General features: G+C 35.2%; 17 protein-coding genes and 1 pseudogene. 7 read left to right on the top strand and 11 right to left on the bottom strand.

The window, feature by feature from the left end:
- Positions 1–13: 13 nt before the first annotated feature.
- Positions 14–832: a peptidylprolyl isomerase gene (locus EL158_RS01295; RefSeq protein WP_027303835.1), complete on the bottom strand. Its 819-nt coding sequence runs from the start codon at positions 830–832 to the stop codon at positions 14–16.
- Positions 833–943: 111 nt separating this feature from the next.
- On the opposite strand from EL158_RS01295, the gene gltX reads away from it, so the two are divergent.
- The 3 genes from gltX to EL158_RS01280 are packed head-to-tail and all read left to right on the top strand — an operon-like array spanning position 944 to position 4,256.
- The gene (gene gltX, locus EL158_RS01290) at positions 944–2,338 is read left to right on the top strand and encodes a glutamate--tRNA ligase (RefSeq protein ID WP_027303834.1); all 1,395 of its coding nucleotides are present in this window, start codon (positions 944–946) and stop codon (positions 2,336–2,338) included.
- Positions 2,335–3,570 carry a malic enzyme-like NAD(P)-binding protein gene (locus EL158_RS01285; protein WP_027303833.1) on the top strand — a complete coding sequence of 412 codons (1,236 nt, stop codon included), beginning with the start codon at positions 2,335–2,337 and terminating at the stop codon, positions 3,568–3,570. Before gltX ends, EL158_RS01285 begins: the two co-directional genes overlap by 4 nt.
- An 8-nt stretch (positions 3,571–3,578) precedes the next feature.
- Entirely contained in the window at positions 3,579–4,256 is a 678-nt protein-coding gene (locus tag EL158_RS01280) for an MqnA/MqnD/SBP family protein (RefSeq protein WP_027303832.1), read from the top strand.
- Here the strand turns inward: EL158_RS01280 and EL158_RS01275 are convergent.
- The 4 genes and pseudogenes from EL158_RS01275 to EL158_RS01260 all read right to left on the bottom strand — a co-directional run bounded on the left by EL158_RS01275 (position 4,246) and on the right by EL158_RS01260 (position 8,292).
- On the bottom strand, positions 4,246–5,634 hold the full coding sequence (locus EL158_RS01275) for a cation:dicarboxylate symporter family transporter (RefSeq protein WP_027303831.1): 1,389 nt from the start codon (positions 5,632–5,634) through the stop codon (positions 4,246–4,248). The genes EL158_RS01280 and EL158_RS01275 overlap by 11 nt on opposite strands.
- A 118-nt stretch (positions 5,635–5,752) precedes the next feature.
- Positions 5,753–6,367, bottom strand: coding sequence for an FAD-dependent thymidylate synthase (gene thyX, locus EL158_RS01270; RefSeq protein WP_027303830.1), 615 nt, complete (start codon positions 6,365–6,367; stop codon positions 5,753–5,755).
- A gap of 18 nt (positions 6,368–6,385) precedes the next feature.
- Positions 6,386–8,080, bottom strand: a pseudogene (locus EL158_RS01265) (motility associated factor glycosyltransferase family protein); the annotation flags it as partial.
- A gap of 29 nt (positions 8,081–8,109) precedes the next feature.
- Positions 8,110–8,292, bottom strand: coding sequence for a hypothetical protein (locus tag EL158_RS01260; protein ID WP_051529118.1), 183 nt, complete (start codon positions 8,290–8,292; stop codon positions 8,110–8,112).
- A gap of 103 nt (positions 8,293–8,395) precedes the next feature.
- Between EL158_RS01260 and pyrG the strand changes: the two genes are divergently transcribed.
- Complete coding sequence (gene pyrG, locus EL158_RS01255) at positions 8,396–10,021, top strand: CTP synthase (protein ID WP_027303829.1); 1,626 nt, start codon at positions 8,396–8,398, stop codon at positions 10,019–10,021.
- Positions 10,005–11,591 carry a single-stranded-DNA-specific exonuclease RecJ gene (recJ, locus tag EL158_RS01250; RefSeq protein WP_027303828.1) on the top strand — a complete coding sequence of 529 codons (1,587 nt, stop codon included), beginning with the start codon at positions 10,005–10,007 and terminating at the stop codon, positions 11,589–11,591. The genes pyrG and recJ overlap by 17 nt, the downstream gene beginning before the upstream one ends.
- Here recJ and pflB read toward each other — a convergent pair.
- From pflB to der, 5 genes are read right to left on the bottom strand one after another with little or no spacing between them, the layout of a single operon-like run.
- The gene (gene pflB / locus EL158_RS01245) at positions 11,577–14,021 is read right to left on the bottom strand and encodes a motility protein PflB (RefSeq protein ID WP_027303827.1); all 2,445 of its coding nucleotides are present in this window, start codon (positions 14,019–14,021) and stop codon (positions 11,577–11,579) included. The two genes, recJ and pflB, sit on opposite strands and share 15 nt — an antisense overlap.
- A gap of 8 nt (positions 14,022–14,029) precedes the next feature.
- On the bottom strand, positions 14,030–15,265 hold the full coding sequence (gene serS / locus EL158_RS01240; protein ID WP_027303826.1) for a serine--tRNA ligase: 1,236 nt from the start codon (positions 15,263–15,265) through the stop codon (positions 14,030–14,032).
- A 47-nt stretch (positions 15,266–15,312) separates the two neighbouring features.
- Positions 15,313–16,272: a tryptophan--tRNA ligase gene (gene trpS, locus EL158_RS01235; RefSeq protein WP_027303825.1), complete on the bottom strand. Its 960-nt coding sequence runs from the start codon at positions 16,270–16,272 to the stop codon at positions 15,313–15,315.
- Positions 16,269–16,760, bottom strand: a complete 492-nt coding sequence (locus EL158_RS01230; protein WP_027303824.1) for a shikimate kinase — start codon at positions 16,758–16,760, stop codon at positions 16,269–16,271. The genes trpS and EL158_RS01230 overlap by 4 nt, the downstream gene beginning before the upstream one ends.
- Complete coding sequence (gene der / locus EL158_RS01225; protein WP_027303823.1) at positions 16,753–18,132, bottom strand: ribosome biogenesis GTPase Der; 1,380 nt, start codon at positions 18,130–18,132, stop codon at positions 16,753–16,755. The genes EL158_RS01230 and der overlap by 8 nt, the downstream gene beginning before the upstream one ends.
- Positions 18,133–18,224: 92 nt before the next feature.
- Between der and EL158_RS01220 the strand changes: the two genes are divergently transcribed.
- The gene (locus EL158_RS01220) at positions 18,225–19,139 is read left to right on the top strand and encodes a DMT family transporter (RefSeq protein WP_027303822.1); all 915 of its coding nucleotides are present in this window, start codon (positions 18,225–18,227) and stop codon (positions 19,137–19,139) included.
- A gap of 112 nt (positions 19,140–19,251) precedes the next feature.
- The gene (locus EL158_RS01215; protein WP_027303821.1) at positions 19,252–19,710 is read left to right on the top strand and encodes a hypothetical protein; all 459 of its coding nucleotides are present in this window, start codon (positions 19,252–19,254) and stop codon (positions 19,708–19,710) included.
- 48 nt (positions 19,711–19,758) lie between these two features.
- On the opposite strand, the gene EL158_RS01210 is transcribed toward EL158_RS01215, so the two are convergent.
- Positions 19,759–21,753 (bottom strand): methyl-accepting chemotaxis protein, encoded by a 1,995-nt coding sequence (locus tag EL158_RS01210; RefSeq protein WP_126361377.1) that lies wholly within the window; start codon positions 21,751–21,753, stop codon positions 19,759–19,761.
- Between the last annotated feature and the right edge of the window lie 71 nt (positions 21,754–21,824).

The raw sequence follows: 21,824 nt of genomic DNA, 5'->3' as shown, positions 1-21,824 counted from the left end.
AATAGCCTTAAGATTAATTCTTAAGGTATTCTATGTTTAATTTAGAGCGAAGTTTATCAAAGTAATCTTGAATATAATTTTGTCTTTGTTCGTTAAAATAAACATTCATCACGCTATCTTTGATTTGCTCAAATTCAGGGACATTTGCCCCACTTTTTGCCATAACCTCATAAAGCTCAAAACCCTCTTTAGAATTTAATACAGGAGAAAATTCGCCTATCTTAAGCTGTGATAAAAGAGCTAGTAGTCTAGGGTCGGCATTGTGTGGATTTAAATTGGCATTTTGAGCTTTTAATGTGATTTTTTTATCAGCTTTCATTTTTTCTAAAATGGCTTGATCGCTAGAGCGGTAAATTTTAACATCAATAGAAGTGTAAAAAAGGAATTTTTCTTTATTAGCTTCAAAAAATTTCTTCGCACTTTCTTCGCTAAAATCCGTTTTATTCATACTGGCTATTTTCTCATAAAGCTTTCTTTTTTCCAAGTCTTTCTTAAGATTATGGCGGAAAAGCTCATAATTTTGTCCCTTAGCCTTTAGAGAATTTTTAAACTGCTCCAAATTCATTTTATTTTGCGTAAGAATCTTAGAAATCGCCGCATCAACCTCAAGCTCATTAACAACTATGGAAAATTGTTTGATTTGAGAAAGCTCCATTTTTTCATTAATAAGCACAGCCAAAGCCTGCTCTCTAGGTAGCTTTAAAAGCTTCATCGTTTGCTCTATGTCATAGTTTGTAATAGGCTCTTTTTCTACGACTAAAGCGACAGAATTAAGCACCTTAGCATTTACAATCGCAACAAAAAATAATAAAATCATCAAAATTTTTTTCATCAAAAACCTTTATTTGTGTAATCAAAATAAATCATAACAAAACTAAGAAAATAAACACTAACATTAAGAAATTTCAATTATAATTTCGAGCATTAAATTTAAAGGTCAAATATGCAAGAAATTCTTACGACACGCTTTGCTCCATCTCCTACTGGATACTTACATATAGGTGGTTTGAGAACGGCACTTTATAGCTATTTATACGCAAGAAAAAATGGAGGGAAATTTTTACTTCGCATTGAAGATACAGATTTAAAAAGAAATTCCAAAGAAGCAACAAAAGCTATCATAGAAGCCTTTAAATGGTGCGGTTTAGACTATGATGGCGAGGCTTGTTATCAGTCGCAAAGAAGTGCAATTTATAAACAATATATCCAAAAATTACTTGATGAGGGTAAGGCATATTATTGCTATATGTCTAAAGAAGAATTAGAAGAATTAAGAAAAGACCAAGAAGCAAATAAAGAGCGTCCAAGATATGATGGAAGGTATAGAGATTTTAAAGGAACTCCTCCGCAAGGCATTGAGCCTGTGGTGCGTATTAAGGCACCACAAAGTGGTGTGATTAGCTTTGAAGATGGGGTAAAAGGCAAAATTGAATTTAAGGCTGAAGATATATTAGATGACTTTGTCATTGCAAGAAGTGATGGGAGCGTTACTTATAATTTTTGCGTTGTGATTGATGATGCATTAATGAAAGTAAGCGATGTGATAAGAGGCGATGACCATCTTTCAAATACCCCTAAGCAAATCGTGCTTTATGAGGCGCTTGGCTTTAAAATTCCTAATTTTTTCCATGTGGCGATGATACACGGCGAAGACGGCAAAAAACTCTCCAAAAGACACGGTGCAACTGATGTGATGGAATATAAACAAATGGGTATTCTCCCACAAGCTTTGCTTAATTTTCTCGTGCGTTTAGGCTGGGGGCATAATGATGATGAAATTTTCTCTCTAAACGATATGAAAAGGCTTTTTGATCCACATCACATTAGCAAGGGTGCATCTTCATATAATTTTAAAAAACTTGAGTGGCTTAACGCACATTATATTAAAACTCTTCCTTTTGAAGAGATTAATTCCCAGCTTAAGGGACTTGGCTTTGATTTAAGTGGGGTAGAAAAGGCGGGATTTTTGTTAGATTTATTAAGAGAAAGGGCAAAAACCCTGCTTGATATTATTAGCTCCGCAAAAAGCATTTTAGAAACGCCAAAAAGCTATGATGAAGTGGCGATTGCAAAATTTGTCAATGAGAACAATTTAAATTTATTACGCAATTTCGCCACTTCTCTTAGCACACAAAATAAAGCAAAAGAATTTGAAGAATTAACCACACATTTTTTAGAGCAAAACGAAGCAAAACTAAAAGACCTAGCCCAGCCCTTACGCATTGCTCTCACAGGCACAGCGGTAAGTCCTAGCATTTTTGAAGTTTTAGAATTTTTGGGCGTTAAAGAATGTCAAAAACGCATACAAGCATTTTTAGAATATAAGGAAAAACAATGAATTTAAAAGAAGAAGCATTAAAATACCACTTAGGTGGCAAAACAAGCATACAACCTACCAAAGCTCTAAATACAAGCTATGATTTAAGCCTAGCTTATAGTCCGGGTGTGGCAGAACCCTGCCTTGAAATCGCTAAAGATGAAAATTTAGCCTATACTTATACAAATAAGGCAAATTTAGTTGCTATCGTTAGTGATGGCTCGGCAGTGCTTGGCTTGGGTAATATAGGTGCAGCAGCAAGTAAGCCTGTGATGGAGGGAAAGGCGTGTTTATTTAAAAAATTTGCAAATATTGACGCTTTTGACCTAGAAATTAATGCACATAGCGTAGAAGAGATTGTAGCCTTTTGTAAGGCTTTAGCACCGAGTGTTGGGGGGATTAATTTGGAGGATATTTCAGCACCCAAATGTTTTGCAATAGAAGCTGCTTTACAAGGACTTGGTATTCCTGTAATGCACGATGACCAGCACGGCACAGCCATTATTTCTACCGCAGGGCTAATGAATGCTATGGAAATTAGCAATAAAAGCTTTAAAAATATTAAAGTCGTCATTAGTGGGGCTGGAGCAGCTGGGATCGCTAGTGCTAAAATGTATCGTAATTTGGGCGTTGAAAATATCATTTTAATTGATAGCAAAGGCGTTGTAAGTAAGGATAGGGCGGATTTAGGGCTTGAAAAACTTGAATTTGCAAGGGATACAAAGGAAAGAACTTTAAGGGACGCTATGAGAGATGCTGATGTATTTTTGGGACTTTCAAAACCTAATATTATCGATGAGGAAATGTTAAAGTCTATGGCACAAAATCCTGTTATTTTCGCCCTAGCTAATCCTGTGCCTGAAGTAATGCCTGAACTTGTGTATCAAGTCCGCAAAGACGCCATAGTCGGCACGGGTAGGAGTGATTATGCTAATCAAATTAATAATGTCTTAGGCTTTCCTTTTATCTTCCGCGGTGCGCTTGATGTAAGGGCGAGTCAAATCACAGAAAATATGAAAGTTGCAGCAGCTAAAGCCCTAGCGGACTTAGCCAAACTCCCTGTTAGTGAAGATGTAAAAAAAGCCTATGCTATCACGCATTTAGAATTTGGTAAAGACTATGTTATCCCAAAACCTTTTGATAAAAGAGTTAAAGCAGTCGTAAGCAGTGCAGTCGCAAATGCAGCAGTTAAAGATGGGGTAGCAAAAGTAAAGAAATTTGACGAAAAAGCTTATTTTCAAAGTTTGCAGTAAGGACAATGATGATTTTTGGAAAGATTGATTATATCAATCTATTGCCCCTTCACATTTATCTTAAAAAATACCCCCTACCAAGTGGCATTAAGGCAAGTTTTGAGCGTAAAAAAGGTGTGCCAAGTAAGCTAAATCACGCTCTTTATAGGGGACAAATTGACGCAGCTATCATTTCAAGTATAGAAAGCATTAAGCCAAAATATCACAATTTAAATTTAGGAATTTGTGCAAATAAACGCGTTTTAAGCGTTTTGGTGGAGAAAAAAACAGCAAATCAAAAGGATTCAAGCTCGGCAAGTTCTAACGCTCTAGCTAGTGTTTTAAAGCAAAAAGGTAGAGTCATCATAGGAGATAAGGCTTTAAGACTTTATTTAGAAAATAAAAATCATTTTATAGACCTTTGCGAACTTTGGTATGAAAGGACGCATTTACCCTTTGTGTTTGCGCGTTTTTCTTGCACAAAACACAAAACAATATATAAAAAAATTCTTCTCCCTTTTGCAAAAAGTAAGATTAAAATCCCAAACTACATCTTAGAAAACTACGCCAAAACGAGAGGGATAGATAAAAAAGATATTTTATTTTATTTAGAAAAAGTGATTTATTACAAGCTTGAAAGAAAGGAAAAAAAGGCTTTAGCAAAATTTACTAAAGCCGTGCGTTTTCAAAATAAATTTAAGACTTAAGATAGACTTCTTTATCTAAGGCTTTTAAATTTTTAGCCGTGCAAAGTGCCGAAGTCATAGCCCCTGAAACATTACTTGTTGTGCGTGCCATATCTACGATAGGGTCGACAGCTAAAATAAGACTTAAAAGCATAAAATTATCTCCAAAACCAATACCTGCTAACATAATAGAAGCAGCCATAGTCGCACTGCCAGGAACTCCAGCTATGCCTAAAGAACCAAGAATTGCCACTAAAACTATCATCAAAATAAAGCTAAAATCAAGTTCCACGCCTAATATATGTGCTACAAAGACCGCTGCCATAGCAGGAAAATAACCCGCACAACCATTAAGTCCCGTAGTTGTGCCAATAGAAGCCACAAAATTAGCTACGGCTGGGGATACGCCAAGTCTTTCTTGTAGGGTAGAGATACTTAAGGGTAAAGTTGCAACGCTTGAACGAGAGCTAAAAGCAAAAAGCCAAACAGGGAAGGCTTTTTTAGCATAAATCAACGGATTTAAGCCTTGAGAAAGTAGCATTAAAAAATGCACTCCAAACATTAAAATCATAGCCACATAAGTGAGTATAATAAAAAGTCCTGCTGTCTTAATCGCTTCAAAGCCATTGCTTAGAATTACATTTGCCATCATACAAACTACCGCATAAGGCATAAAGCGAATCACAGTCGCTGTCATATTCATCATAATGCCATAAAAACTTAAAATAAGCTTTTGAAAGCTTTCAAAAGGCTGTGCGTATTCTTCTTTTTGACTAATATTTTTCGCACAAAGTCCAATAAAAAAAGCAAAAAGAACTATGGCAATGATATTTTCCTTACTCATAGCATTAACGATATTGCTAGGGATTAAATTTTGTAAAATACTTGTGAAAGTTGCGATTTCTCTAATTTGTCTAGTCCCTTCATTGACACTTAAACCCTCGCCTAAGCCAAAATTAAGTGCTAAACTAACACCTAAAATAGCCGCTAAAGCTGTGCTAAAAAGTATCCAAAAAAGACTAGTGCCAATCAAAGAACTAACCTTAATGTCTTGATTAATTTCTATAATGACCTTAATGATACAAGCAAAAATAAGAGGAATAACAAGCATTTTAATGAAGGCTACAAAAACAGAACTAAAAAAACCAAACCAATGTTTCGCCTCGCTAAACCAAATGATATTCTTAGCTTCATCACCGCTAGGATAAGCGGCTAAATGTTGCAAAATAAAGCCTAGTAAAATACCAATAAAAAGTGCGAAAAGCATTCTTAAAGAAAAATTAATTTTCTTATCACGCATCTTTTTAAGCGTAAAAAATGTAGCGAAAAGCACAGCAAAAATGACGAAAATTTGCCAACTTGAAAATCGTAAGAAGTGAGTAAAAAATTCCTGATTCATAAAAAGTCCTTTGAGAAACTATATTTTGAAAGGTATATTTTCATACTTATATACCTTGAAAGTGATTATGACAGCTTTTTGATTAAAATAGGATAAAAAAACTACGATTTATAAAATTTTAATCTTGCATACAATGCTCAAAAATAAAATGGTGTTCCTCAGGCAAAGCCTCAAATAAGGCTCTAGCTAAAGCCCTTATCTCCCATAAAGCCGACTTTGAACTTCGCAAAGATAAGAAATTTTGCAAACTTCTAGCATTAATGCTAAAGGTAAGTTCTGTTTTATAGCTTTCAGGGAGGCAGTATTTAGCCAAATCTAAACTAATGCTTGTTTGTAAAATCTCTCTTAAATTTTCAAGTGCCTTAATGCTAGCATTATCCACAGCCTCATTACCACAAAAAACCAAATAACGCCCCGCATTTTCAAAATCATTTTCTTTAAATTCACTTTCATTTCTAAGCTCTTTAAGCGTATAACGCGTGCTTTTGACACTAAAACTCGCATGCCTATGACGAGCAAGTTCTTGCAAACAAGCCCTTGAAATTTCTTGGATATAAAAATTATAATTTAAATGCTCCAAAGTCGAAGCGTGTTTGAATTTATTTCCCACTCTGTCAATTAATTCTTTATCCTTTTCTCCACCACAATCGCCCTTTTCAAAACTCTGCCAACAAGTGCGTGTAGCGTGAGAACAAACGCTAAGAGGGGTATGAAAAAGTAAAGTAACTCGCATAATTTTCCTTAAATTTTTTCAAATTTTAGCCGCTTTTTCTTGCCATTTTGTAATTTTTTCTAAAAAATTTCTCTTTTTTAATTCAAGCTCTAAGGGCTTGATATGATTTTGTAAAGTCATTTTTTCTTTCTTAATCGAACCTAAAGAGATACCAAGCCACCATAAATAAAGCCTTACGAGTGCTAGAATTTTCTCTCTTTTTTGCTCTTCATTTTGAGGCTTTATGACAAAAATTTGCATAAATTTAAGCTCAAAACTATGCAAACTAGGACGCAAAACTTCAAGTAAAGGTCTAGAATTTAGCAATTTCTCTTTCAAATCATCAAGCTTAAAACTTAAATTACGCAAAGCTTCATTATCTAAATTTTCATAATTTAAATTCGCAAAAAGCATTTCTAGTTCCCCTTCGACTTTCTCGCATTTTTTAATTGCTAGAAAGATCTTAGCAAAAGCCTTTAAAAGCCACTCATTTTGCTTATTTTGATTTGGCTTTTTTAAAGGCGGTAAGGGTTTTAAAGGCTTATTTAAAAATTCTTCACAGCACTCACTAAAGGGCTTTTCAAAAGCTCCTTTTATCCTCACTCCTCCCTCAGTGGCATTATAAATTTTTATTCCATTTTGTGAAGCTTTGGCAATTAAAAGCTCTAAAACTTGCTTAAATAAAAGCCAAATTCCGTGCGTTTTAACCAAACCATCGCCTCCATAGGCTTCGGTTTTTAAAATTTCATACATCGTGCTTTCAAAATTTGCAGAATTTTGATAGTCCTTAGGATGCGAATTTCCATTTTCATCAAAGGCTAAATCCTGCCCTATGAAGATGATATTTTCAAATTTCAAACAAAGAGCAATTTCTAAAGCCATATGTGCCACACTAACACAATCATTAACAAAATCAAATTCCTTAAAATCACAATAATAAGCAAAGTCGTAATAACGCGGCACAATGATATAGGGGCGGTGATTTTTTTCTAAAAGCTCCAAAGCTCTAGGATGCACCACAGCTGCTAAAATGAAAAGTATATTTTCATCAAATTCTTTAAAATCATTATTAAAAAATTCCGCCGTAAAATCTGTGCGTTCGACCATAAAGACAAAATCAGGCTTAATGCCGTGTTTTGCTAAGATAGGATAAGCACTATCGGCTGCGAAAATCACAGCCTTAGAAGCGTATTGTTTTAAAAGAGGAAGTTGTTTTGAAAGGCTTGGTCCCGTGCTAACTATAATAGCGGTTTGATGGCATTTTTCATAAGCTTTTTTGAGTGTTTTAAGGCTAGGATTTGTCAGCATTTTAGGAAGATTATGGACAAAATTGCTAAGTCCCATTAAGCAATCTTCAATATCATTTCCATAACGCAAAGTGCTTTTGTCAAAAAATTCACGCATAGCCTCATCAACCCTTGCAAAATCTTCCCTAAAATTTTCATAAAAAGCACACATTAATTCTAAATGATAAATTCTTGCAAAGATATTTAAACCCTCACAAAGGGCGTTAAATTTGTCATCATCAAGCCTTTTAGTGTCGAAAAAACAAAGCTTTTTTAAGGCTAATTCCTTAGAAAAATCTAAAAAATGTAAGATGTGCCATAAAATTTCAAGCTCCTTTTCAAAGACAATAATAAGTTTATGCGTAGGATTTTGAAAAAGAATTTTGAGTAAAACTCCATTACCTACGCCGTAAAAAAATAACACAGGATAAAGGGCGAATTTTTGCTGGTAAAAAGCAGCTTTACTTTGAACTTCGCTTAAAGGATTTTGATAAAGCTTACCCCCCCCCCCCCGTTTGCATTAATATCTAAAGGATCATCTCCTTGTGAAAATTGATAATCCTTAGCCACAATTTCACTCAATTCTTTTTTCAAATTTTCATCTTCAATGGCATTTAAATTTGCTTCGAAAATCATCATCTGCCTAGCATTAAAATCCATAATTTTCCTTATTAAATAGGCTTATTTGACTTGAAATTCTACTTTAAATAATAAAACAAAAAGTTTTTTCTCGTTATAATTACACTAAAAATAAGGCAAATCAATGAAACAAACTAAATATATTTTCGTAACGGGTGGGGTTTTAAGCTCTCTTGGTAAAGGCATAGCCGCTGCTTCCATTGCGACTTTACTTAAAAATTCAAAGCTTAAAGTTAGCATTTTAAAAGCCGATCCTTATATCAATGTCGATCCCGGCACAATGAGTCCTTTTGAACACGGCGAAGTATTTGTAACTGAAGATGGAGCAGAGACGGATTTAGACTTAGGGCATTATGAGAGGTTTTTAGATGAAAATTTAAGTCAGGATAATAATTTTACCACAGGTAAGGTTTATCAAAGCGTGATAGAAAAAGAAAGAAGAGGCGAGTATCTAGGTAAAACCATACAAGTGATTCCGCACATTGTAGGGGAGATTAAAGAAAGAATTAAAAAAGCAGGTGAAAACAAGGACATTTTAATCGTAGAGATAGGTGGCACTGTCGGCGACATCGAGGGTTTGCCCTTTTTAGAAGCCATACGCGCCCTAAAGCTTGAAGTAGGTAAAAATAATGCGATGAATATCCACCTAACTTTAGTGCCTTTCATCAAAGCCGCAGGAGAGCTTAAAACTAAGCCCACGCAACACAGCGTAGGAGAGCTAAGACGCATAGGAATAAGTCCTGATATGATTATTTGCAGGAGCGAAAAGCCTCTTGATAGGGATTTGAAAGATAAAATCGCTATTTCTTGTGGTGTGGAGAGAAACTGCGTCATAGAAAGCGTGGATGCGGCTAGCATTTATCAAATTCCGCTTAATTTTTTAAAACAAGATATTTTAACGCCCATTTGTCAAGCTTTAAACCTTAAAAATTTAAAGCCAAATATGGAAAACTGGGATAGTCTAGTCAAAAGAGTCATTGCTCCAAGCAATGAAGTCAAAATCGCTTTTGTGGGTAAATATGTGGATTTAAAAGAAAGCTATAAAAGCCTTACAGAAGCCCTTATCCACGCTGGTGCAGCACTTGATACTAGGGTAGAAATTCGCTGGATTGATAGTGAAAAGCTTGAAAATTTAGATCTCAATGAAAGCTTTAAGGAAGTGAGTGGAATTTTAGTCGCTGGAGGCTTTGGTGTGCGTGGAGTGGAGGGTAAAATCAAAGCCATTACTTACGCAAGAGAGCATAAAATTCCATTTTTAGGCATTTGTTTAGGCATGCAACTTGTTTTGGTGGAGTTTGCAAGAAGTATTTTAAAGATTAAAGATGCGAATTCAAGCGAATTTGAGCCAAATTGCAAAAATGCTGTTGTTTATCTTATCGATGAATTTATAGATAGCAGCGGTAAAAAACAAATTCGCACCGCTAAAACCCCACTTGGAGGCACGATGAGACTAGGTGCTTATCCTTGCCAAATCAAAGAAAACACTCTTTTAAGTAAAATTTACAATGCAAAAAGCATCAAAGAACGCCACAGACATCGTTATGAAGCAAACCCAAAATTCCGTAAAGATTACGAAAATAAGGGCTTAGTGGTAAGTGGAGAAAGCGATGGCTTAATCGAAGCGGTGGAGCTTAAAACGCACGATTTTTTCCTAGCTGTGCAGTTTCACCCTGAATTCACTTCGAGACTAGAAAGAGTCAATCCTGTCATTTTAAGCTTTATCAAGGCAGCAAATGCATACCATAACTAAAAAAGAATTGAGGCAAATTTTAGCTTCACGCTTTGAAAATGACCTACATAAAAAGCTTTGTGAATTACCATTACCTAGCTGCTTAAAAGATATTTATAAGGCGGCAAATCGCATTAAAGAAGCCATTGAGAAAAATGAAAAAGTCGCCATTGTGGGCGATTATGATGTCGATGGAATCATTTCTTGCGTGATTTTAAGCGAATTTTTTGATGATATAGGTTTTGATTATAGTGTGAAAATTCCTAATCGCTTTAAAGACGGCTACGGCTTAAATGAAGAGATTATTAACGAGCTTGAAGATATTAAGGTTATCATCACGGTGGATAATGGCATAGCCGCACTTGGGGCGGCGAAGCTTTGCAAAGAAAGAGGGATTGACCTCATCATCACAGATCATCATACGCCCCTACAAACCCTGCCCGAAGCTTATGCTATCATTAATCCCAAACAAAAAGAGTGTAATTTCCCAAACATTGAAATTTGTGGAGCGCAAGTAGCTTGGTACTTAATCGCAGCCTTAAAGGAAGTATGTAAATTAAAATATGATATGTGTAAATTTTTAGAGCTTTTAGCCATAGCTATCATCGCCGATATGATGGAGCTTAGGGACTTAAATAGGACTTGTGTAAGAAGAGGAATAGAGTGTATTAATAAATCCAAAAGAGCGGCTTTTAGAGCGATGAAGCAATATTATCAAAAAGATAAATTTGCCATTGATAACATAGGCTTTTTAATCGCTCCTTTGATTAATAGTGCGGGGAGAATGGACGATGCTAGCGTTTCTTATAAATTTTTACACACTAAAGATTTAAATAAAGCGATGTATTATTTAGAGCAAATCATTAGCTTTAATGAAAGCCGTAAAGATGAAGAAAAACAGCTTTTCGAAGAGAGCTTAAGGCAAATTGATGAAAAGCAATCTTGCGTCATTGTGGGTGGAGAAGAGTGGCACGAAGGTGTGCTTGGCATAGTGGCAAGTCGCTTGGCAAAGCATTTTAAAAAGCCCTCTTTTGTCTTTTCTATCAATGAGGATAAACTAAAAGGTAGTGCTAGAAGTGTCGGCAAGATAGATATTTTAAATTTAATTTCTAAAGCAAATCCCTATCTTAAAAACTATGGCGGTCATAAAGGGGCGGCGGGACTTAGCTTAGAGCTTAAGGACTATGAAAATTTTAAAAATTTGATTCAAAAAGAAAGTGCTTTAATTGATAAGGAAGAATTTTTAGATACAGAAGAAGTTTTAGGGGTGCTAGAGCCTAGTGAGATTGATTTTGAAATGCTTGAAATTTTAGAAAGTTTTGAGCCTTTTGGGTATAAAAATCCTCGTCCTTATTTCGTGCTAGAAAATTTAAAGGTCAAAAATAAAAAATTACTCGGCAAAGAAAAAAAGCATTTAAAGCTTATCTTAGTCAAAGATAATAAAACCATAGAGGCACTTTTTTTCAATTTTGACAAAGAGCCAAATTTAGAAGAGAGTATCAATCTTGTAGGTAGCATTTCTAAAAATGAATTTAGAGGACTTGTAACGCCTCAATTTATCATACAAGAGCTTTATTCACTCTCTTCTTAAATCAAAGGTAAAAAATTTACTTTTAAAATCATTTGGTAAGCTTTTATACTGCAAAAGAGCGGGCTCATAATTTTGCACTTCGTGGTATAAAAAGCCTAAAGCAGCCTTGCTTTCTTTATTGCCATTATCATTTAATTTAGCAAGTTGCAAAAGGGCTATGGCGGAATTTGGATTATTCGCCCCTGTGGCAGCAACAGCGGCTAAAAAAAGCGTATGAGAATCCCTTACCCCATAAGTGTCGATAAGCTCATTATAAAGTGCGTAAGCCTCCTCAAACTGCCCCGCAAAAATATCCAAATAAGCTAAAGTTTGAATCGCTCCTTCATTTTGCCCTGCATTTGTATTAAGATATTCCTTAAATTTTTGTCTTTCTAAATTCAAAAGCCCTGCAATATGCATTAAAGAGACATAATACTCCCTAGCGATGTCCGCACCGCCAAACACCGCTCTATAATCAAAACCCAAATTTTTAAAATGAATTTGTGCATTTTGTGCGTATTCTTTAATGCTAGCATTTTTATTAAGAGAATTAAAATACAAAATATTACTCACAATATCATTTGGCAAAAGGGCTTTTAGCTTGGCGATTTTAACGCCTACTTGCTGATTTAAGCCATTATTTTTAGCAATAATAGCTTCAAAAATGAGACTAAGGGGCGTTTCTTGCTTGATTTCATCTAAAAAAGGTAGCATAGAAATAAAATCCGCATTTGCTAAAAAAAGCATACTTTTTGCCATAGTAGCTTTAAATTCGGTATCTACACTTATATTTTCTAAAATTTCATTATAAAATTTATGCGTATCCGCCCCACTTAGTTTAGCACTTAGCATAGCAAAAGCACCTGCTTGATAATTTTTAGGATTAAGATGATAAGAACTTGCAAAATGCTTGTAGGCTAGGTCGTAATTTTGCAGTTGAGCGTAGGTAAGTGCTAGATTATAATGCAAAATGCTATGCTCAGGATAAATATCAAGCAAGGCTTTAAATTCGGCATTTGCTTGCCTTAAGCGTTGATTTAAGGCGTGATTGATAATGCTAGCAATTTTAACATTTGTCGAAGAAAGTGCCCTACTAGCAGCTAAATAATTCCCCGTATTAAAATTATCATCAACAAAGCCTGTAATATTTGCTTTTTTAATATAAAAAGCCGCTTGTTTGCTGTCAAAAACCTGATAAGGTGCAAAATAAAAAAGTAAATCAAACTGATCTTTAGAATTTTTAAGTAAATCTTTTGAAAAATTTTCCTGTGCTAAATTAATATCAAAAAGCTCTTTTGAAAGTATGGTTTTGATCTTATAACGCCCTAAAATTTGATATTTTGCTGCTTCATCTTTATAGGCATTATCAAGGCGTATCAACATATCTTGAAATTTGCCCGTTTTTAAATCCACAAGCGTAAGAGTCGCTAGGCTGGCATTAAAATCTCTTTCTATCTTCATCGCTGTTTCCAAAGCTCTTCTAGCCTTATCATACTCGCCCACTCTTGCATATAATAGCCCCAAAGAAAGGCTAGACTCAAAACCTCCCTGCGTTGTAAGCTCACTAATCGCCTTTTTATCAAGGTCCATTTTGGCATAAATTTTAGCCGAAAGATACTTTGCTGTGTCAGCGTATGGTTCTATTTTTGTTTTTTGAAGCATTTGTAAGGCTTCTGGATAATAGCCCTTATAATAATTAATCAAACTAAGATAATATTCATAAAGCTTAGATTTGCCCTCCTTTGGCAAATAAACTTCAGCCAAGCTGATATAGTAGCGAAATTTCTCCTCATCATTAAGCTTTAATGCACAAACAGCAGCATTAATAGCCGAAACGCTTTGATTTTCTCCATTAGAAATGGCTCTCTTAAAGCTTTCAAGTGCGGTTTTAAAATCGCCCTCGTTCATCTGTAAAACACCTAAATTATAATTAGAAAGTGCTTCATTATATACAGCAACTTGCGCGTAAATATCCAAAGCCTGCTCGACCTCACCTCTAAGATAAAGCGCATTTGCTTTTTGTATCATCCCATCGATCTTAGCCATATCGCTATAATCATAAGATTCATCAAGTGGTGTTATAGAGTGCGCCTCTTCTTTATCAGCGAAAAAATCTGGTTTAATATTACCTTCGCTAAAAGTGAGATAAAAAAGCGTGAAAATAAGAACGGATATAATAGCCAAAGAAAGTCCCACAAGAGACATAAATTTCTTATCTTTATACCACTCTTGCGCTTTTTGCTCATCGACCTCCTCGAAAAAAGTGCTTTCCTCCTCCTTAGCTCCCTCTCTTGTAAAGCTAAAACCCGTGCTACTTTCACTAGGAAGCTCTTCTGGTAAAGCGGCTAATTCTTCTCCCTCAGGTGCTGCCCCCTCCTCACCTCTAAAGCCATCTAAGCTTTCATCAAGCCTTTTTTCTTCTGGTTTTTCAAGGATTACTTCTTCAGCCATTTAAATTCTCAAAAATACTTTCTTAAAACATCTGGTATGGCTATTTTGCCATTTTTATCTTGATAATTTTCCATAATCGCCACTAAAGTTCTTCCCACAGCCAAAGAAGAGCCATTAAGCGTATGGACAAGCTCATTTTTACCCTGCTCGTTTTTATAGCGAATTTTTGCCCTTCTTGCTTGAAAATCACGGCAATTTGATATAGAAGAAATTTCTCTAAATTGATTTTGCCCAGGTAGCCACACTTCTAAATCAATAGTCTTAGCCGCACTAAAACCCAAATCCCCCGTGCAAAGCATCACCCACCTATGTGCTAAGCCAAGTGAGCTAAGTAAATCACTAGCACATTCACACATTTCATTAAACACACTCTCACTTTGCTTAGGGCTTGTGATACTGACAAGCTCGACTTTTTCAAATTGGTGCTGCCTTATAATGCCTCTTGTATCACGCCCCGCACTGCCTGCTTCTTTTCTAAAGCAAGCACTATAAGCCGTCATTTTAAGTGGCAAATTTTCCGCATTTAAAATTTCATCGTTAAAAAGATTAGTCAAGGCTATTTCGGAAGTTGAGATGAGATATAAATCCTCCTCCTCGACCTTATACATATCGTCCTTGAATTTCGGTAGTTGCCCCGTGCCAAACATCGCATTTTGATTTACTAAAAAAGGCACATTGACAAGCTTAAAGCCTCGTGAGCGGTTGAAATCTATCATATAATTTATCAAAGCACGATTTAGTAACGCCCCCTCCTCTTTAAGCACACAAAAACGGCTTTGCGCGATTTTAACCCCTCGCACAAAATCAAGCCACTCAAGCCTCTCGCCAAGCTCAAAATGCTCCCTTGGCTCAAAATCAAATGAAGGCGGAGTTAGCACTCTTTTAAGTTCCAAATTTCCGTCCTCATCGTCTCCTACAATCACATCATCATCTGGGATATTTGGGATCTTAAAGGCTAGATTTTCAAGTCTTTCTTCAAGCTCTTTGACCTTTTGATTTTGTGTGGCGATTTTTGTTTTATTTTCGCTTAATTGTTGCTTTAATTCTTCCTTATTTTCAGCTTTTGCTAATTCTTTGCTAAATTTATTTTGAAAGGCTTGAAGCTCCTCTAAAAGCATTTTTTCTTTTTTCAAAAGTGTAAAAATTTCGCTCAAATCCTTAAGCAAAAGCTCATCAACCTTTTTATTTTTAAGCTTTGTTGCTACGCTATCAAAGTCATTTTGCAATTTTTTTAAATCTAGCATTAACCCTCTTTTATAAAAATTTCTCAATCATAGCTTAGTTAAGTTAATTATAAGCCTATTTTATCATAAATTTTTTGCATTTTTAGCTGTGCGATTTTTCTCGCTTTACTTGCTCCAAATTCTAAAATTTCTTCAAGCTTTTTAGGCTCTTTTAAATAATTTTCATAATTTTCCTGTGCTTCTTTAAAATATGCCCCTACAAGCTCATTTAAATACGCTTTAAAATGTCCATAACCCTCGCCACCTTTTTCATACCGCCCTTTTAGCTCCTCTTGCTTTTCTTTGCTTAAAAAAAGTTTAGCTATTTTAAAAACATTACAATCTTGCCAATTTTTAGGCTCCTCTAAAGGTGTGCTATCCGTTACAATGGAAGAAATTTGCTTTTTTCTTAGCTTTTCACCTGCAAAAATATCTATGGTATTTTGATAAGATTTACTCATCTTAGCTCCGTCAGTGCCGGGCACCACGGCGACATTTTCACTCACCCTAGCTTCAGGCAGGGTAAAAATTTCTCCCCACTCATTATTAACCTTTAGAGCAATGTCTCTTGCAATTTCAACATGTTGAATTTGATCCTTTCCCACAGGCACGATTTGCGTGTCAAAAAGCAAAATATCAGCCGCCATCAAAACAGGATAAGAAAAAAGTCCGTGCGAAGAAGGCAGTCCCTTAGCGACCTTATCCTTATAGCTATGTGCTCTTTCAAGCAAACCCATAGGGCTAAATTGTGATAAAATCCAATAAAGCTCAAGCACCTCTTTTACATCACTTTGTAGCCAAAAAACACTTTTTTGAGGATCAACGCCAAGACTTAAAAAAGCCGCTGCTGCCTTAAGGGCATTTTGCTTTAAAACTGCACCATTTTGACTTGAAGTCATCGCGTGATAATTTGCGATGAAAATAAACATCTCACTTGTTTCTTGTGCTTCTATCATAGGCTTAATCGCACCAAAAAAATTCCCTATATGTAAATCTCCACTCGGCTGAAGTCCTGTTAAAACTCTCATTTTATCCTCTTTTTTAATTCTTTTATCAAGCTTTCTAAGCTTTGATTTTCAATATCTAAAATTAAATTTGCCTTTTCTTCATACAAAGCAAGTCTTGCCTCATATAAGCTCCTTGCTCTTTTTTCATCTAAAAAAAGCGGTCTTTTAGCTCTTTCTTCCTCGCTTAAACGCTCTTTTAAAAATTTAAAACTAGCTCTTAAATACACGCAAAAGCCTATTTTATCTAAATTTCTCACACCCACAAAACCCCCACCTGTGGCTAGAGAAATGCCTCTTGTATAAGTGAGAAAATTCGCCATTTTTTGCTCCTCTTTACGAAAAAACTCCTCGCCAAATTTGGCAAAAATTTCATTTACGCTTAAATCAAATTGCATTTCAATCAAGGCATCACTATCGATAAACACACGCCCACTTTCCCTCGCAAAAGCCCTCGCTAAAGTGCTTTTTCCACAGCCCATAAAACCGATAAAAAGGACATTTTCACTCATTTTCCTTTTCTCCTTTTTTACGCGAAGCAAGGATTAGCGGCACCCCTTCGAAGTTAAATTCCTTTCTAATTTGATTTTGTAAATAGCGTTTATAGCTAAAATGCAAAGCCTTAGGACGATTCATAATTAAAGCGATTTTAGGCGGTGCTAAGTCATATTGCACAGCATAATAAATTTTGACTAATTTTCCATAATCGTGTGGCAAAGGATGAGCTTTAGTGGCTTTATTAACCAAATCATTAAGCTTTGCGGTAGGGATTTTTTGTGTAAAATTAGCAAAAACCTCTAAAATTTTATCCATTACAACATGCACCCTCTTCCCGCTTAAAGCCGACACGCTAATAATAGGCGCGTGAGAAAGAAATTTAAAGCGGTCAAGCCTTAATTCTTTTACTACTTTATCAAATTCATAACGCGTTTTATCCCACTTATTTAGCACGATAATCACGCCTAAATAATGCTTACTAATCAGCCCTGCAATACGCTCATCAAGCTCATTAAAGCCCTCATTTGCATCCAAAACTAAAAGAGCAATTTGTGAATTTTCTAACATCTTTTCCGTGCGGTTAAGCGCAAAGCGTTCTAATCCTTGAATTTTCCCTCTTTTTCTAATGCCTGCCGTATCGATAAATTCTAAAAGTTTATCCTTATACATCACGCTTTCATTTACAGGGTCTATGGTCGTTCCAGCTATGCTACTTACGACACTTCTTTGCTCTTTCACAAGGGCATTTAAAAGGCTTGATTTACCGACATTTACACGCCCAACTATGCCGATTTTAATGTGATTTTCATCAATTTCTTTAAATTTAATTTCCTTCTCTTCATCGTAATTTTCTAAAAATTCCTCTAAGCTTTGCTCTTCTTCATCATTTTTTAAAACACTCGTGTGCAAAAAATTCTCAAGCCAAGCATAAAGCTCGTCAAGCCCTATATTATGCGTTACAGAAAGGTTAAAAAGCTCTTTAACCCCAAAATTTGCAAACTCATACGCCCTCTCTTCATCTTTTTTGTTATCGACCTTATTGATGATGAGTGCCATAGGCTTTTGAAGCTTTTTTAATGCGTAAAAAAATTTTCTATCCTCTTCATCGGGTAAGTTTTTACCATCAACTAAATAGAGAATAATATCAGCATTTTTAGCAGCATTGAGGGAATTTTGCTTGACATTTTTAAACAGCTCATTGCTTTCATCAAGTCCGCCACTATCGATAAGCAAGGCTTCTTTGCCATTGATATTAACTTTTATTTTATTTGTATCTCTAGTCGTGCCTGAAATTTCACTTGTGATGGCGATTCTTTGCCTTGCTATGCGATTAAAAAGGCTTGATTTACCGACATTTGGCTTACCTATAAGTATGATATTTTGCATTTTTCCAACTTTTTTAAAAGGGATTATATAAAATTTGCCTTAAAATTAAGCAAAAAAGACTAAAATAGCAAGGATTTTACTAAAGGAAAGTTATGCTAAGGGTGATTAAGCGTAATTTAGGCGTTTATTTTATGATTTTAGCTTGTTTAGATTTTGCTTTAATGAGTGCTTGTGCGAAGATTTTAAGCGAAGAATTAAGCTCCATAGAAATTATGTTTTTCCGTAATGTTATCGGCGTTGTTTTTATGCTTTATATGTTAAGAAAACTTAGGACACATAAAGAGGGGGGCAAACTTTGGCTTTTGATTTTTAGAGGGGTTGTTGGCACACTTTCTTTATATCTTTTTTTCTACAATGTCTCAAATATCACACTTGGAGGGGCTTTTGCTTTTCAAAAAACCTCTCCCATTTTCATCACTTTAATCGCCTTTGTCATTTTCAAAGAAAATATAGGACTTAAGGGGTGGTTTGGAATTTTCATCGCCTTTATCGGTGTGCTTTTTATCGCTCAACCTTTCACGCACGAGGATTTACACTCTGGCTTTGACTTAAAAAATTCCTTACTAGGCGTTTTAAGTGGCTTTTTAGCAGCCTTAGCGCTTACAAGCGTAAGAGAATTGAGAAGCTATTACGCAACAGAGCAAATCGCTTTTTCTTTCATCTTTGTAGGCACATTAATGCCCTTAATCTCTATGCTTGTGGGCGAATTTTATGTCAATGAAAAGCTGGATTTTATTATCGCTCCTTTTGTAATGCCCTCTTTTAAGGCTTGGATTTTTATTTTAGCTATGGGAATTTTAGGCACAATTTATCAAATACACATTACAAAAAGTTACGGCATAGCAAAGCAAGCGGGAATCGTAGCTGGAGTGAGTTATTTAGATGTCGTTTTTTCTATTATTGTCGGTGTAATTTTAGGAGATGCGTTGCCTAGCGCTATGGTATTTTTGGGGATTATTGGTATTGTTGTTGGTGGGCTTATTTTAATGAGAAACAAAAAGAAATAATTCGGTCCTTTTATTTTCAACTTTCTTAAATTTATAAACTTAATTATTTACTTTTTATTTTTTTTTTTTTTTGTTATTTTTCTTTTTTATCAATATCTCACAAAGGAAAAAAATGGCAAAAATCAAAATATTAGCTGGTACTTACGCAGGAAATGAATATCGCTATATTAAAAATAAAGATAGAATGATGAATGTTACAAAAGTTATAGATAAAGAAAATTTTTATCTCTCAAATATCTCATCAATAGAAATTGCAAATCAAGACAATTGTAAAAAAGCCGGTGGAACAATTGCTGCAGCTGCTATTGGCGGACTTTTATTAGGTGGAGTAGGAGCTATAGTAGGTGGTATGGCTGGAGGAAATCAGCAAATTTCAACAATTATTATAACTTATGAAAATGGCTCACAATCCTTAGCACAAATTGATGGAGCGATGCATACAATCTTACAAACTATGATTTTTGATAAAAAAGCATTTATGGCAACACATAAAAAAACAAAAGGCAAATTTTTAAAATATTTCTTAATTTTTCTTATTGTTGTAATTCTACTTGCATTAATCACCAATTAACCCCCACAAAAAAGTGGAGGTTATAAGAGTGGGTATAAATTAAAACTCCTAAAACTTCTTCTTCTTCACATCTTCAAGGATATTATTAGCTATATCACTAACAGTATTAGAGATGATAGCACTTTCATTAGCAATTTCTACATTATCCTTAGTGGTTTGATCTATTTGAGCCACACTTTCATTAATCTGTGTGATACCAGCAGTTTGTTCTTTAATGCTTTCTGCCATATCATTGATAGATTGGACAAGTAAGTTAGTATTTGCTTCTATCTCACTTAAAGACTTTTGTGTTCTTTCAGCTAGTTTTCTTACTTCATCAGCCACGACGGCAAAGCCTCTTCCGTGTTCTCCTGCTCTTGCTGCTTCTATGGCAGCATTAAGGGCTAGAAGATTGATTTGGTCAGCTATATCACCTATAATGCCTGTAACATTTTTAATCTCTTCACTTTGAGTGATAACATCACTTGTTTTTTGAGAAACATTTTGCATAGAGGAGGTTATCTCTTCTAAAGCAGCAGCAGTTTCTTCTAAAGAAGCAGCTTGAGAATTTGAACTTGTAGTAAGGTTTTGCACAGCGTTTTGAAGTTTGGAGCTTTCATTGGCTAAAGAATTTGCAAAATCAGAGCTTTGTTTAAGCATTTTGATGATTTCTTCGCCTAAGGCATTAGTGGTTACTTCTACACTACCGCTTGCATTTTCTATTTTGTGTCTAAAGTCTAGGCTTTTAAATTCTTCAAAGATAGAATGAATTTTATTCATATCTTTACCCACTTTAGTTTGTAAGACATCAAGGAGATTATTAAGAACGCTTTTAAGTTCTATGAGTTGTGGGTTTCTAGGATTAGCTGTGATTCTTGCTGTTAAATCTCCGTTTTCGACTATGCCTACTGTGGTAACACTTTCTTTTACAGCTTGTTTATCTTGGTCTAAGCCTTCTTTGGTGGCTTTGATGTTTTCGTTAATAGCAGCTGCCATTTGACCAAATTCATCGCTTGTTTTAATGCTAATGGTAGAGATGTCTTGTGTTTTATGATTGATGAAATCAAAGAAGGAGTTGAGACCGGATTGGATGGAGTTGAGTGGAGCGACAAGCTTTTTCACAAACACCACTAAAAACATCGCACCAACAACAAGCAAGACTAAGGCTATTGCCGTGCTGATGAAAAATTGCTTATTAATCGCCTCAGTATAATCGCTTTGCGTTGTCGCAGAAACTATGGTCCAGCCAAAAGGAAATTGCTTATAAAAGCCTATTCTTTCTTTGCCATCGTGCATATAGACAAATTCGCCCTCAAGTGCATTTTTTAAAGCTGTTTGCAAGGCTATTTCTGCTTCGGTTCGAGTGGTGCTTTCAATAATCTTTTGATCTTTATGGGAGAAAATTTTCCCATCTGCATCGGTAATATAAACATCAAGTCCAGGTAATTCCTCCCTTTCAAAATTTTCAAATCTTTTTTGAAAATCACCCACAAATAAATCCATACCAATAACGCCGATAAATTCGCCATTTTTAATTAAAGGATAAGTTGCTGTTGCAAGTCTTTGACCCTTATAATTACCCGCACTTGAAACATAGGTAGAAGAGATAATGCCTTGCCTTTTCTCCTTAGTTTCTTTGTACCAAAATCTATCTCTTAAGTCTAAACCGACATTATCAAAATTTGAAGATAAATTCTCAATACCCACTTCAGGATGGTAATCCTGCAAAATCACCTTTCCGTCATTTTCATAAACAATATACATAGAAGGATATTTAATAAGCTCCTCCGCCGTCATCAAAACGCGTCTTTGAGCGATAACATCATTTTTATCCAGTGCGACAATTTGCTCCGCTACAGCATTTAAATGCTGCTTTGCCTCAACATTCATCGTAATATCTATCGTAGTATAAGAAGCGTCTAAAATACCTTTTTGAATACTTCTAAAAAGTGTGGAAATTTGACTTGAACTAGAAATATAGTTGTAAGTTACAATCACACCAATCACTACAACAAAAATCGCCACAACACAGGCTAAAATCTTGCCTCCAAGTGTTTTTGTCATAACTTTCTCCTTTAGGAATTCTTGCAAAGTGGCAATTTTAATACAAGAATTCTTAAAAATTAATTTGTTTT

Origin of the sequence: Campylobacter upsaliensis, assembly GCF_900637395.1 — a bacterium.
Taxonomy (GTDB): Bacteria; Campylobacterota; Campylobacteria; order Campylobacterales; family Campylobacteraceae; genus Campylobacter_D; species Campylobacter_D upsaliensis.
Note: the sequence above shows the minus strand (reverse complement) of the source record. Positions and strands in the feature narration are given on the sequence as shown.

What these genes read in the sequence shown, in the direction of transcription:
- EL158_RS01295 (WP_027303835.1), bottom strand. Translation starts at nt 832, where the DNA reads ATGAAAAAAATTTTGATGATTTTATTATTTTTTGTTGCGATTGTAAAT.
- gltX (WP_027303834.1), top strand. Translation starts at nt 944, where the DNA reads ATGCAAGAAATTCTTACGACACGCTTTGCTCCATCTCCTACTGGATAC.
- EL158_RS01285 (WP_027303833.1), top strand. Translation starts at nt 2,335, where the DNA reads ATGAATTTAAAAGAAGAAGCATTAAAATACCACTTAGGTGGCAAAACA.
- EL158_RS01280 (WP_027303832.1), top strand. Translation starts at nt 3,579, where the DNA reads ATGATTTTTGGAAAGATTGATTATATCAATCTATTGCCCCTTCACATT.
- EL158_RS01275 (WP_027303831.1), bottom strand. Translation starts at nt 5,634, where the DNA reads ATGAATCAGGAATTTTTTACTCACTTCTTACGATTTTCAAGTTGGCAA.
- thyX (WP_027303830.1), bottom strand. Translation starts at nt 6,367, where the DNA reads ATGCGAGTTACTTTACTTTTTCATACCCCTCTTAGCGTTTGTTCTCAC.
- EL158_RS01260 (WP_051529118.1), bottom strand. Translation starts at nt 8,292, where the DNA reads ATGGATTTTAATGCTAGGCAGATGATGATTTTCGAAGCAAATTTAAAT.
- pyrG (WP_027303829.1), top strand. Translation starts at nt 8,396, where the DNA reads ATGAAACAAACTAAATATATTTTCGTAACGGGTGGGGTTTTAAGCTCT.
- recJ (WP_027303828.1), top strand. Translation starts at nt 10,005, where the DNA reads ATGCATACCATAACTAAAAAAGAATTGAGGCAAATTTTAGCTTCACGC.
- pflB (WP_027303827.1), bottom strand. Translation starts at nt 14,021, where the DNA reads ATGGCTGAAGAAGTAATCCTTGAAAAACCAGAAGAAAAAAGGCTTGAT.
- serS (WP_027303826.1), bottom strand. Translation starts at nt 15,265, where the DNA reads ATGCTAGATTTAAAAAAATTGCAAAATGACTTTGATAGCGTAGCAACA.
- trpS (WP_027303825.1), bottom strand. Translation starts at nt 16,272, where the DNA reads ATGAGAGTTTTAACAGGACTTCAGCCGAGTGGAGATTTACATATAGGG.
- EL158_RS01230 (WP_027303824.1), bottom strand. Translation starts at nt 16,760, where the DNA reads ATGAGTGAAAATGTCCTTTTTATCGGTTTTATGGGCTGTGGAAAAAGC.
- der (WP_027303823.1), bottom strand. Translation starts at nt 18,132, where the DNA reads ATGCAAAATATCATACTTATAGGTAAGCCAAATGTCGGTAAATCAAGC.
- EL158_RS01220 (WP_027303822.1), top strand. Translation starts at nt 18,225, where the DNA reads ATGCTAAGGGTGATTAAGCGTAATTTAGGCGTTTATTTTATGATTTTA.
- EL158_RS01215 (WP_027303821.1), top strand. Translation starts at nt 19,252, where the DNA reads ATGGCAAAAATCAAAATATTAGCTGGTACTTACGCAGGAAATGAATAT.
- EL158_RS01210 (WP_126361377.1), bottom strand. Translation starts at nt 21,753, where the DNA reads ATGACAAAAACACTTGGAGGCAAGATTTTAGCCTGTGTTGTGGCGATT.